The organism is Ancylobacter sp. GW821-FHT10E12, from assembly GCF_058809335.1.
This window is the reverse complement of the sequence record NZ_JBXASN010000008.1, coordinates 180,922-194,140: the sequence shown is the minus strand read 5'-3', so window position 1 is coordinate 194,140 and position 13,219 is coordinate 180,922. Positions and strand designations below refer to the sequence as shown.

9 protein-coding genes are annotated in these 13,219 nt (G+C 66.1%); all 9 read left to right on the top strand.

The features are described from left to right. The first annotated feature begins 42 nt into the window (after positions 1 to 42). The 9 genes from AC1RU4_RS13105 (at position 43) to AC1RU4_RS13065 (ending at position 13,052) form a co-directional block, all read left to right on the top strand. A complete protein-coding gene (locus AC1RU4_RS13105; RefSeq protein WP_492891527.1) occupies positions 43 to 813 on the top strand; it encodes an SDR family oxidoreductase in 771 nt (256 codons plus the stop codon). A gap of 22 nt (positions 814 to 835) precedes the next feature. After that, positions 836 to 1,828 carry a dihydroxyacetone kinase subunit DhaK gene (locus AC1RU4_RS13100; protein WP_492891526.1) on the top strand — a complete coding sequence of 331 codons (993 nt, stop codon included), beginning with the start codon at positions 836 to 838 and terminating at the stop codon, positions 1,826 to 1,828. Between the two features lie 11 nt (positions 1,829 to 1,839). Next, positions 1,840 to 2,490: a dihydroxyacetone kinase subunit DhaL gene (gene dhaL / locus AC1RU4_RS13095; RefSeq protein WP_492891525.1), complete on the top strand. Its 651-nt coding sequence runs from the start codon at positions 1,840 to 1,842 to the stop codon at positions 2,488 to 2,490. A gap of 152 nt (positions 2,491 to 2,642) precedes the next feature. Next, complete coding sequence (locus tag AC1RU4_RS13090; RefSeq protein ID WP_492891610.1) at positions 2,643 to 4,739, top strand: bifunctional sugar-binding transcriptional regulator/dihydroxyacetone kinase subunit DhaK; 2,097 nt, start codon at positions 2,643 to 2,645, stop codon at positions 4,737 to 4,739. Between the two features lie 61 nt (positions 4,740 to 4,800). After that, a complete protein-coding gene (gene dhaL, locus AC1RU4_RS13085) occupies positions 4,801 to 5,451 on the top strand; it encodes a dihydroxyacetone kinase subunit DhaL (protein ID WP_492891524.1) in 651 nt (216 codons plus the stop codon). Positions 5,452 to 5,666: 215 nt separating this feature from the next. After that, on the top strand, positions 5,667 to 6,737 hold the full coding sequence (locus tag AC1RU4_RS13080) for an HlyD family secretion protein (protein WP_492891523.1): 1,071 nt from the start codon (positions 5,667 to 5,669) through the stop codon (positions 6,735 to 6,737). Beyond that, entirely contained in the window at positions 6,734 to 9,487 is a 2,754-nt protein-coding gene (rbbA, locus tag AC1RU4_RS13075) for a ribosome-associated ATPase/putative transporter RbbA (RefSeq protein ID WP_492891522.1), read from the top strand. The genes AC1RU4_RS13080 and rbbA overlap by 4 nt, the downstream gene beginning before the upstream one ends. A gap of 1 nt (position 9,488) precedes the next feature. Next, the gene (locus AC1RU4_RS13070; protein WP_492891521.1) at positions 9,489 to 10,601 is read left to right on the top strand and encodes an ABC transporter permease; all 1,113 of its coding nucleotides are present in this window, start codon (positions 9,489 to 9,491) and stop codon (positions 10,599 to 10,601) included. Between the two features lie 45 nt (positions 10,602 to 10,646). Beyond that, the gene (locus AC1RU4_RS13065) at positions 10,647 to 13,052 is read left to right on the top strand and encodes a phosphoketolase family protein (RefSeq protein ID WP_492891520.1); all 2,406 of its coding nucleotides are present in this window, start codon (positions 10,647 to 10,649) and stop codon (positions 13,050 to 13,052) included. Positions 13,053 to 13,219: the final 167 nt, after the last annotated feature.

Sequence of the window (13,219 nt, the reverse complement as noted above, 5' to 3'; positions counted from 1 at the left end):
ATCGGTGCCGCTCCGTTCCCCCGACATGTCGAGAAGAGAACCATGACGGACCCAAATCAGATCGACCTGAACTTCTCCCTGAGCGGCAAGGTCGCGCTCGTGACCGGCGGCGCGTCCGGCATCGGCAGCGCGATTGCATCCGCATTCGCGGCGAAGGGCGCCTCGGTGGGCGTTCTCGACCTCAACGAAACGATTGCGAGGACCAAGGCCGACACCCTGGGGGACGGCGCCCGTGCCTTCGCTTGCGACGTCTCCGATCCCCGGTCGGTGGAAGCAAGCTTTGCCGCGGCGCTCGGCGCCTATGGCCACCTGGACATCGTGGTGAACAGTGCCGGCATTGTCGTGCTGGCGCCCGCCGAGGAGCTCAGCCTCGATGCCTGGACGAAGACCATCGACATCAATCTGAAGGGCACCTTCCTCGTCTCGCAGGCCGCCGGACGGGCCCTGATCAAGGCAGGCAGGGGCGGCAAGATCATCAACCTCGCCTCCCAGGCCGGCACCGTCGCCATCGACCAGCACGCGGCCTATTGCGCCTCCAAGTTCGGCGTCATCGGCCTGTCGAAGACGCTGGCGGCCGAGTGGGGCAAGCACGGCATCACCGTCAACACCATTTCCCCCACGGTGGTCCTGACCGAACTCGGCAAGAAGGCCTGGGATGGCCCGAAGGGGGAAGCGTTGAAGCAGCGCATTCCGACTGGCCGCTTCGCCCTTCCCGAGGAAATCGCGGCCGCGGCTGTGTTCCTGGCCTCGAACGCCGCCGACATGATCAACGGCGCCGACCTGCTGGTCGACGGCGGCTACACCATCGTCTGACGGGCGGAGCACAGGAGTTACCATGCGGCGGTTCATCAACAATCCCGACGAAGTGGCCGAAGATACGGTCAAGGGCTTCGTGAAGGCCCATGCGGATATCGTCCGGCTTGCCGACAATCCCCGGGTGATCGCGGCCCGTCACGCGCCGGTCCCCGGCAAGGTGGGCGTGATCACCGGCGGCGGCTCCGGCCACGAGCCGGCCTTCATCGGCTATACCGGGCGCAACATGCTGGATGCTGTGGCGGTGGGCGAACTCTTCTCCTCGCCGACGGCCAAGAGCTTCCTCGATGCCGCGCGGGAGGCCGACGGCGGCAAGGGCGTCGTCTGCCTCTATGGCAACTATGCCGGCGACAACATGAACGTGAAGATGGCGATCAAGCTCGCCGCCAAGGAAGGCCTCACCATCGCCACCGTGGTCGCCAATGACGACGTGTGCTCGGCCGGGCCGCAGGAGCGGGAGAAGCGCCGCGGCGTCGCCGGCGAGATTTTCATGTGGAAGTGCGCCGGCGCCAAGGCCCGGGAGGGCGCGACCCTCGATGAGGTACAGGCGGTGGCGCAGCGCGCCATCGACAATTGCCGCTCCGTCGGCGTCGGCCTCGGCCCCTGCACGCTACCGGCGGTCGGACATCCCAATTTCGCGATCGAGCCGGGCACCATGGAGATGGGCATCGGCCATCATGGGGAGCCGGGAGTGCGCGTCGAGCCGCTGAAGACGGCGGCGGAGGTGGCCCGCGACATGGCCGGGATCGTCCTCGACGACCATGGTCTCGCGCCGGGAACCGAGGTGGCGATCCTCATATCCGGCCTTGGCGCGACGCCCGTCAACGAACTCTACATCCTCAACGACACCATCTCGTCGGAAATCACGGCACGCGGGCTGACGATCTACAAGACCTATATCGGAAACTACTTCACTTCTCTCGAAATGGTTGGTGCCACGCTCACGGTCATGGCCCTCGACGCCGAGCTGAAGAGGCTCCTGGACGTCGAGGTCCGCTGCCCGGCGATGCTCTAGGAGACACGCATATGGAACAGTTCTGCAACGCGTCCTCGGGCGACATCGTCCTGTCCCTCGCGGACCAGATCATCGCCAATCGCGCCTATCTGAGCGAAATCGACGGCAAGATCGGCGACGGCGACCACGGGGTCAACATGGCCAAGGGCTTCGGCCTCGCCGCCGAGAGGATCAAGGGGAACGAGATGTCGCTCGCGGCAGCCTTCGACACTCTGGGTACGGTGCTGATGACGGAGATTGGCGGGTCGATGGGACCGCTCTACGGCGTCATGTTCACCGAGTTCGCCGAGACCATCGAGAGGACTCCGTCAATCGACGCCAAGACGTTCCTGGCCATGCTGGGCAACGGCCTCGGGGGCATTCAGGCTATCGGCTCCGCCAAGGTGGGCGACAAGACGCTGCTCGATGCGCTGGTGCCGGCCGTAACGGCGTTCAATGATGCGGATGCCTCCGGGAAGGCCTTCGCCGAAGCCCTGGACGACCTCATCGTTGCCGCGGAAAAGGGTCGGGACAGCACGAAGGATCTCGTGGCGAAGATCGGCCGCGCCAGCCGGCTGGGCGAGCGCTCCCTCGGTGTCCTCGACGCTGGCGCCACGTCCTGCGCGCTGATCCTGAAGACTCTGGCCCTGGGAGCTAAGGAAAAGCTGCAGTCCCCTGCATGAGCAACGGAACGCGTTCATCGGTTCCTCCGGACACGAACCTTCGGCCAATTCCTCACCTGGAGGCTCGGTGCGGGAACGGTCGCGCGGAGATTGAGAATTCTCCCGCCGGCGCCCATCCTTGGACGGGTATCGGATTCGCGGAAGTTCCCAGAATGGCAGTCAAGACCTCCCCTGTGCGGAAGAATGGAACGGCGCGCGCCGGGGCCGACGCGACCCCCGACCCCATCCCGCTTCGCTACGGGGACGATCCCTATGTGTGGGCCTGCTGGCTCTACTACGAGGATGGCCTGACCCAGGGCGACATCGCGGACATCATGGGCATCTCGCGGGCGACGGTGAACAGCTATCTGGCCGACGCCCGCGAGCGGGGCATCGTCAATATCTCCCTCGAGCCGTCCCGGCTCAGCTCACTCACCATCGCTCAGGATCTGAAGCGGCACTTCGGGCTGATCGACTGCCTCGTCGTGCCCAGCGACGACAATGCACGGCCGCTCATCGACCGGCTGGGATCGGCCAGTGCGCAGGCTCTCGCCAAGCTCCTGAAGTCCGGCGACACCCTGGCCGTTGCCTGGGGGCGGACAGTGCTCGCCGTCGGCGAACAGGCCAAGGTGCCGGGCCTCCAGGACGTGACCGTGGTGCAGGCAACGGGCGGCACGCGTGCGACCTTCGCCTATACGCCGGAGCACTGCGCGGCCGCCGTCGCCGATGCGGTCAACGGGCGGCTCGTCAACATCACCGCGCCTGCCATCGTCACCAATGCGGAAGTTCGCGACATGTTCTTGCGCGAACCACTGATCGAGGACCAGTTCCACATCCTTGCCGCGGCGAACAAGGCGCTGCTCGGCATTTCCTCGCTACGCCCGAACTCGACCATCCACACCAGCGGCTTCTTCGAATCCGTCTCACTCCAGCAATATCTTGCCAGGGATGCCGTAGGCGTGGTCGCCGGCCGCTTCATCGATGGGCACGGGCGGCCGGTCAGCGGGCCGCTGGACGATCGGACCATCGGCATATCGCTCGACATGCTGAAGAAGATCGGCCTCAGGATCGCCGTGGCCGGCGGGTTCGACAAGGTGCCGGCGATCCTCGCGGCCCTGCGCGGCGGCTACGTCAATGTCCTCATCACCGACGCCGCGACGGGGCGCGGCATCCTGAACGCGGATGGCGTCGTGGAGATCGGCCAGAAGCTTTCCTCCCGCCCGAAGGGCGACAACGAGGCGGCGCCACCCGGCCAACTCCGCTCCCACATCAAGAAATTCCTCAACAATCCTGACGATGTGGTCGAGGAGATGCTCGAAGGGGCGATCAAGGCGCATGCTGCCTATCTCACGCCCATCGGGGGTTCCCGTCGCGCGCTCGTCGCGCGCAAGGGGCCGCGGGAGGGCAAGGTCGGCCTCGTGATCGGCGGCGGCGCGGGGCACGAGCCCTGCTTTCTCGGCTATGTGGGCAAGGGGCTCGCGGACGCGGTCGCGGTGGGCAACATCTTCTCCTCGCCCCCGCCCGCTCCCATCCTCGCATGCGCGAAAGCGGCCTCCGGCGGCCGGGGGGTGCTCTTCGTCTACGGCAACTATGCGGGTGACGTCATGAACTTCGAGATGGCAGCCGAAATGGCGATCGAGGGTCGGATCGACGTGCGCACCGTGCTCACGACCGACGACATCGCTTCCTCGCCCCTGGAGGACAGGGAGGGTCGTCGCGGGGTCGCCGGCAATTTCTTCATCTTCAAGATCGCCGGGGCCGCCTGCGACCGGGGGCTCTCCCTCGATGCCTGCGAGACCGTGACGAACAGGGCCAACGCGCGGACCTTCACCATCGGGGTGGCATTGGAGCCATGCTCACTCCCGCAGACCCGCCGTCACAATTTTGAGATCGGGCCCGACGATATCGAGATCGGCATGGGCATCCACGGTGAACCGGGCGTCATCCGCGCGAAGATGGCGACCGCAGACGAGATTGTCGACCAGGTCATGGACCGCATCTTCACGGAGATGAAGCCAGAGCCGGGCAGCCGCGTGGCGGTTCTGGTCAACTCCTTCGGGGCGACGCCGCTGATGGAACTCTACATTCTCTTCCGGCGCGCGGAGCAGCGGCTGCGGGCGAAGAACATCGTCATCGAGGCGAGCTGGGTCGGCAATTACTGCACGTCGCTCGACATGGCGGGAGCCTCCATCACGATCCTTCACCTCGACGACGAGTTGACGGAATTGCTGCATCACCCCTGCGATACGGCTTTTCTCAAGATCTCCTGAAAACACAAGAATATTCTGCGGCGGGCCTGGACAGCGTCGCATCTGGATTGGGAGAAGCAAGATGTCGGAGAGTGCGGCGCAGCAGCTCAGCACGATGTTTCATCGGATATCCTCCGCGATCAACGCCGAAAAGGATCACCTCTCCGATCTGGACGGTGCCATAGGCGATGCGGACCACGGCATAACCATGTCGCTCGGCTTTTCCGCGGTGAACGCCGAGCTGGCGAGGCTCGACCTCGACCGCACGCTGCCATCGGAGATCTTCGTGACGGCGGCGTCGGCCTTTCTCGATGCGGTCGGCGCGTCCACCGGGCCGCTCTATGCGACGGCTTTCCGCAAGGCGGCCGAGGCCCTGAAGCCGGACGAGAGCCTCTCGCCCGCCGGCCAGGCAATCATCGTCGAGGCGATGACACGTGGCATCAAGGAGCGCGGCAAGGGGCAACTTGGCGACAAGACCATGCTGGACGCCTGGATTCCCGCCGCGGAAGCCGCAGCCAGCGCCCGTGCGCGCGCTGCCGGGAGCCGGGAGATGTGGAGCGCGATTCTGGAAGCTGCGGAAATCGGCGCAGACGCGACCCGATGCATGGTCGCCGCCCGCGGCCGGGCGGCGCGCCTTGGCGAGCGCTCCTTGGGGCACGTCGATCCCGGCGCGGCTTCCGCCGTCGTCATCCTGCGCGCCATGAAAGATACATTCGGACAGGAACCCTCGTAACCGATGGTGCCCCTGGAGAGCACGTCGTCCCCTGCCCGCGGTCGGCACGAGGCGATAGGTGCCTGGCACCACTGAGAGGCTCCGCGTGCTGTCCGATACGGTCAGCATTATTGACTTGTGTCAGGCTTGCTCGAAGGGAAACTGCTAGGGTTCTGCATCCCGCAACTGACCGGACACGGATATCGGGCCGGAACAGCAAGTGAGAAGGCAGCTCTATGACCGCATCCCGGAAGCGCTGGCTGGTCGCCGCGCTGGTGCTGATCCTTGCCGGCGGGGGCTATTATGCGTGGCAGGCCTTTGGCAACAGCAGGCTGCCCGACGGCATCGCCAGCGGTAACGGGCGCATCGAGGCGGTCGAGATCGACATCGCGACCAAGACGGCGGGGCGCATCGCGGAAATCCTCGTCGACGAGGGGGATTTCGTCACCGCAGGGCAGGTCCTCGCCCGTATGGACAAGGAACAGCTGGAGGCCCAGCACCGCCAGGCCGAGGCGCAGCTGCAGCGCGCCATCATCGGCGTCGACACGGCCAGCAGCCTCGTCACCCAGCGCGAAGCCGAGCGGACCGCCGCCGTTGCCGTTATCGGGCAACGCGAGGCCGAACTCGATGCGGCCGAGCGCCGGCTCGCGCGTTCCGAGCAACTGGTGAAGACCAGCGCCACCTCCCAGCAGGTGCTGGATGATGATCGTGCCAGCATGCAGGGCGCCAAGGCGGCCGTCGGCGCGGCGCAGGCCCAGCTTGCGGCCTCGGAGGCAGCCATCGGTGCCGCGAAGGCCCAGGTGATCGATGCCGGCGCGGCCGTCGATGCCGCGCGTGCGGCCATCGATGCCATCGTTGCCGATATCAATGACAGCACACTCAAGTCGCCGCGCGACGGGCGGGTGCAGTACCGCGTCGCGCAGCCGGGCGAGGTGCTCTCGGCCGGCGGGCGCGTGCTCAACCTGGTCGATCTGAGCAATGTCCACATGGCGTTCTTCCTGCCGACCGAACAGGCCGGCCGCGTCGCCATCGGCACCGATGTGCGGCTCGTGCTCGACGCCGCCCCGCAATATGTCATCCCCGCCAGGGCCACCTATGTGGCGGATGTCGCGCAGTTCACGCCGAAAACCGTCGAGACGGCGGAGGAACGCCAGAAACTGATGTTCCGGGTGAAGGCGCAGATCGCGCCGGAACTGCTGCGCAAATATATCCAGCAGGTGAAGACCGGCCTGCCGGGCGTCGCCTATGTCAAGCTGGATCCGAAGGCCGAATGGCCCGCCAGTCTCTCGGGAACGCTGGTGCAATGAGCGACCAGCCGGTGGCGCCGGTCGTTCGTCTTCACGGCGTCGGGCTGTCCTATGGCAAGACCCGCGCGCTCGACGATATCAGCCTCGATATTTCGGCTGGGTGCATGGTCGGGCTCATCGGGCCGGATGGGGTCGGCAAATCGAGCCTGCTGGCGCTGGTGTCCGGCGCGCGCGTGGTGCAGCAGGGCCGCGTCGAGGTGCTGGGCGGCGACATAGCCGACGTCGACCACCGGCGGCGGAGCTGCCCGCGCATCGCCTACATGCCGCAGGGACTCGGCAAGAACCTCTATCCGACGCTGTCGGTGTTCGAGAATGTCGATTTCTTCGGCCGCCTGTTCGGCCACAACCGACAGGAACGCGAGCAACGCATCGCCGGGCTGCTGGAGAGCACCGGCCTCGCCTCGTTCGCGGGCCGGCCGGCGGGCAAGCTGTCGGGCGGCATGAAGCAGAAGCTCGGCCTGTGCTGCGCGCTGATCCACGATCCCGACCTGCTGATCCTCGACGAGCCGACCACCGGCGTCGACCCGCTGTCGCGGCGGCAGTTCTGGGACCTGATCGACGAGATCCGCACCAACCGCCCCGGCATGAGCGTCATCGTCGCCACCGCCTATATGGAGGAGGCCGCGCGCTTCGACTGGCTGGTGGCGATGGACGCCGGCAAGGTGCTCTCCACCGGCACGCCGGCCGAGTTGCTCGCGCAGACCGGCGCATCGACGCTGGACGCCGCCTTCATCGCCTTGCTGCCCGAAGCGCAGCGCAACCGGCACCGCGATGTCGTCATCCCACCCCGGCCGAGTGGCGGCGAGGGCGAGATCGCCATAGAGGCCGAGCATCTCACCATGCGGTTCGGCGATTTCACCGCCGTCGACGATGTGAGCTTCCGCATCGGGCGCGGCGAGATCTTCGGCTTCCTCGGCTCGAATGGCTGCGGCAAGACCACGACGATGAAGATGTTGACCGGCCTGCTGCCGGCCAGCGAGGGCAAGGCCCGGCTGTTCGGCCGCGAGGTCGACCCCAACGACATGGATGTGCGCCGCCGCGTCGGCTATATGAGCCAGGCCTTCTCGCTCTATTCCGAGCTCACGGTGCGGCAGAATCTCGATCTGCACGCCCGGTTGTTCAGCATGAAGGCGGACGCCATTCCGGCGCGGATCGACGAGATGGCCGCGCGCTTCGAGCTCGCCGGCATCATGGATGCCCTGCCGGACGCGCTGCCGCTCGGCGTGCGCCAGCGCCTGTCGCTCGCAGTGGCGATGATCCACGCGCCGGACATATTGATCCTCGACGAGCCGACCTCTGGTGTCGACCCGATCGCGCGCGACAGCTTCTGGCAGATCCTGTCGGACCTTTCGCGCAAGGACAATGTGACGATCTTCGTCTCCACCCATTTCATGAACGAGGCGGAGCTGTGCGACCGCATCTCGCTGATGCATGCCGGGCGCGTGCTGATCAGCGACACGCCGGCGGCCATCGTCGCCAAGCGCAGGGCGGCCTCGCTGGAAGAGGCGTTCGTCGCCTATCTCGAGGACGCCATCGCCGGCAACGCGCCGGCCGCTGCGGCGAGACCCGAGGCCGCGCCGGCCGCGAGGATCGAGGCCGCGCGCCATACGCCGCCGAAGCGCTCTTTCAGTCCGCGCCGCATGTTCGCCTACACCCAGCGCGAAACGCTGGAACTGCGGCGCGACCCGATCCGCGCCACGCTCGCCATTCTCGGCAGCGTGCTTTTGATGTTCGTCATCGGCTACGGCATCAATCTCGATGTCGAGAACCTCTCCTTCGCCGTGCTGGACCGCGACGACACCACGGTGAGCCGCGACTATGCGCTGGAGATTTCCGGCTCGCGCTATTTCACCGAGAAGGCGCCGATCACCGACTATGCCGATCTCGACCGGCGCATGCGCAATGGCGAGATCAGCCTTGCCATCGAGATCCCACCCGGCTTCGCGCGGGACATCGCGCGCGGCCGCCCCGTCGAGGTCGGCGCCTGGGTGGACGGCGCCATGCCGGCCCGCGCCGAAACCGTGCGCGGCTATGTGCAGGGCATGCATGCCGGCTGGCTGACGCGAAAGGCGCGCGAGCTCTATGGCGATGCCGCCACGGTCGGCGATTTCCAGCTCGCCATCCGCTACCGCTACAACCCGGATGTGCAGAGCCTGATCGCCATGGTGCCGGCAGTGATGCCGCTGCTGCTGATGATGATCCCGGCCATGCTGGCGGCACTGAGCGTGGTGCGCGAGAAGGAGCTCGGCTCGATCATCAATTTCTACGTCACGCCGGTGACGCGGCTGGAATTCCTGCTCGGCAAGCAGCTGCCCTATATCGCGCTGGCCATGCTGAACTTCGCGATGCTGACGGCCTTCGCCATCTTCGCGTTCCAGGTGCCGTTCACCGGCAGCCTGCTGGCGCTTACCACCGCCGGGCTGCTCTATGTCGCCTGCGCGACGGGGATCGGGCTGGTCATATCGACCTTCATCAGCAGCCAGATCGCGGCGATCTTCGGCACCGCGCTGGCCACCCTCATCCCCGCCGTCCAGTATTCGGGCATGACCGATCCGGTCTCCTCGCTGCAGGGCGCCGGGGCGCTGATCGGACAGGTCTACCCCGCCTCCCATTTCATGACGATCGCGCGCGGCACCTTCTCCAAGGCGCTCGGCTTCAGCGAGCTGTGGGGCGCATTCGTGCCGCTGCTTATCGCGGTTCCCGTGCTGCTCGGCCTCGCCGCCGCGCTGCTCAGGAAGCAGGCCAGCTAGCATGGGCGCGCGCAACATCATCCAGCTCGGCATCAAGGAATTGCGCGGCCTGTTGCGCGATCCGATGCTGCTGATCCTGATCGTGTATTCGTTCACGCTGTCGATCTATACCGCCTCGCGCGCAATGCCGGAGACGCTGAACAAGGCGACCATCGCCATTGTCGACGAGGACCGGTCGCCGGCCTCCACTCGCATCGCGACCGCGTTCTATCCGCCCTATTTCCTGCCGCCGAGCCTCATCACCCAGCGCGAGATGGACAGCCGGATGGATGCCGGGCTCGACACCTTCGCGCTCGATATCCCGCCGAACTTCCAGCGCGACCTGCTCGCCGGCAGATCGCCGACCATTCAGCTCAATATCGACGCCACCCGCATGACGCAGGCATTTTCCGGCGGCGGCTATATCCAGTCCATCGTCTCCAGCGAGGTGAGCGAATTCCTCGACCGCCACCGCGCTATCGCCTCGGTCCCGGTGGAGCTGACACTGCGGACGCGCTTCAACCAGGAAATGAACAAGGGCTGGTTCGGCGCGGTCACCAACGTGATCTCGTCCATCACCATGCTGTCCATCATCCTGACCGGCGCCGCGCTGATCCGCGAGCGCGAGCACGGCACCATCGAGCACCTGCTGGTCATGCCGGTGTCGCCGTTCGAGATCATGGTCAGCAAGGTCTGGTCGATGGGGCTGGTAGTGCTGCTCGCCTCGACCTTCTCGCTGGTCGTCGTCGTGCAATGGCTGCTCGCCGTGCCGATCGAGGGATCGATCGCGCTGTTCCTTTTTGGCGCGGCGCTGCATCTGTTCGCCACCACCTGCATGGGCATCTTCCTCGCGACGGTCGCGGGAACCATGCCGCAGTTCGGGCTGTTGCTGATGCTGGTACTGCTGCCGCTCCAGGTGCTGTCGGGCGGCGCCACGCCGCGCGAGAGCATGCCGGAGATCATCCAGTTCATCATGCTGGCGGCGCCGAACACCCATTTCGTCATGCTGGCTCAATCGGTGCTGTTTCGCGGCGCCGGCCTGTCGGTCGTCTGGCCGCAGCTTGCCGCGCTGGTCGCGATCGGAGGGGGGCTGTTTTATGTCTCCTTGCGCCGCTTCCGGCAGTTCCTGAGATAATTGCGCAGCCGCGCCCACCGAGAATTCTTGTCGAGGAGGCCAGACATGACGGCGACGACACCGCAGCAGCGTGAAGCGGACAGCGTTTTGCAGCCCGATGAACTCCAGCGCATGAACGCCTGGTGGCGAGCGGCGAACTATCTCTCGGTCGGCCAGATCTACCTGCTCGACAACCCGCTGCTGCGCGAGAAGCTGACCCTCGATCACATCAAGCCGCGCCTGCTCGGCCATTGGGGCACGACGCCGGGGCTGAACTTCCTCTACGTCCATCTCAACCGTGTCATCCGCAACACCGGCGCGCAGGTGCTGTTCGTCGCCGGCCCCGGCCATGGCGCTCCGGGCGTGGTGGCCTCGACCTATCTCGAGGGCACCTATAGCGAACTCTATCCCGACGTCTCGCAGGACGAGGAGGGGTTGCGCCGGCTGTTCCGCCAGTTTTCCTTTCCGGGCGGCATCCCCAGCCACGCGGCGCCGGAGACGCCCGGCTCGATCCATGAGGGGGGCGAGCTCGGTTATTCGCTCTCCCACGCCTATGGCGCGGTACTCGACAATCCGGAGTTGATCGTCGCCTGCGTGGTCGGCGACGGCGAGGCGGAGACCGGCCCGCTCGCCACGTCCTGGCACGGCAACAAATTCCTCAACCCCGCCGCCGACGGCGCGGTGCTGCCGATCCTCCACCTCAACGGCTACAAGATCGCCAACCCGACCGTGCTCGCCCGCATCCCGCCTGCGGAGCTCAAGAGCCTGATGGAGGGCTTCGGCTACGACCCGCTCTTCGTCGAGGGCGAGGAGCCCGATCCCATGCACCACGCCATGGCCGCCGCCTTCGACGCGGCGTTCGGGAAGATCGCCGCCATCCAGAAGGCGGCGCGCGAGGACGGCGTCACGCAGAGGCCGCGCTGGCCGATGATCGTGCTGCGCTCCCCCAAGGGCTGGACAGGTCCGAAGACGGTCGACGGCAAGAAGGCGGAAGGCTTCTGGCGCTCGCACCAGGTGCCGTTCTCCGACATGTCGAAGCCGGAGCACGTCACGCTGCTCGAAGACTGGATGAAGAGCTACAAGCCGGAGGAGTTGTTCGACGCGGCGGGACGGCTGAAGCCGGAGATCCTTGCCCTTGCGCCCGAGGGCAAGCAGCGCATGAGCGCCAATCCGCACGCCAATGGCGGCGTGCTGCGTCGTCCGCTGTGCCTGCCGGATTTTACCGACTATGCGGTGAAGCTGCCGCATCCCGGCGCGGTCGAGCTGGAATCGACCTATGTGATGGGCACCTTCCTGCGCGACGTGATGAAGCAGAACCTCGCGGCGAAGAACTTCCGCGTCTTCGGGCCCGATGAGACCGCCTCCAACCGGCTGCAGGCGCTGTTCGAAGTGACGGACCGCGCCTGGAACGCCGAAAAGCTGTCCTATGACGACCATCTCGCGCTCAATGGCCGGGTGACGGAGATGCTTTCCGAGCATATGTGCCAGGGCTGGCTGGAGGGCTATCTCCTGACCGGTCGGCACGGGCTGTTCTCCTGCTATGAGGCGTTCATCCACATCGTCGACTCGATGTTCAACCAGCACGCCAAATGGCTGAAGAGCGCGAGCGAGGTGGAATGGCGCCGGCCCATCGCCTCGCTCAACTACTTGCTCACCTCGCATGTCTGGCGGCAGGACCATAACGGCTTCAGCCACCAGGACCCCGGCTTCATCGACCATGTGGTGAACAAGAAGGCGGACGTGGTGCGGGTCTATCTGCCGCCGGACGCCAACACGCTGCTCTACGTCACCGACCACTGCCTGAAGAGCTGGAACCGGGTGAACGTCATCGTCGCCGGCAAGCAGCCGGCGCCGCAATGGCTCGACATGGACGCCGCCATCAAGCATTGCGCGCAGGGTATCAGCATCTGGGAATGGGCGAGCAACGACCAGGACGGCGAGCCGGACGTGGTACTTGCCTGCGCCGGCGACGTGCCGACGCTGGAGACGCTGGCCGCGGTCGACCTGCTGCGGGGCTATTTCCCCGAGTTGAAGATGCGGGTGATCAACGTCGTCGACCTGATGACGCTGCAGCCGAAGTCCGAACACCCGCACGGGCTGTCGGACATCGAGTTCGACGCGCTGTTCACCACGGACAAGCCGGTGATCTTCGCCTATCACGGCTATCCCTGGCTCATCCACCGCCTCTCCTATCGCCGCACCAACCACAACAACATGCATGTGCGCGGCTATGTCGAGGAAGGCTCGACCACCACACCCTTCGACATGGTGGTGCGCAACCGGCTCGACCGTTTCCACCTCGCCACCGACGTGATCGACCGCGTACCCAGGATCGCCGGCAAGGCCCATGTCCGGCAGGCGATCCGCGACAAGCTGACCGAGCACGCGCGCTACATTCGCGCCCACGGCCTCGACATGCCGGAGGTGCGTGACTGGCGCTGGCCGGAGAACCTCGCGGTCCATCCGCGCTGACCGCAGAGGTGCCGCCGGGGGATCGGCGGTCGGCTTCTGGGGCCGACGGTTTGGAGCAAGCGCCGCGGTATCGCTCCGCACGACAGGCGATGTCGCGATGCTTGGGTCGGTTTCGGCCACTTGATTCTGATCAACGCCTTCGGAATGAGCCTACCGTAAGGGAATGA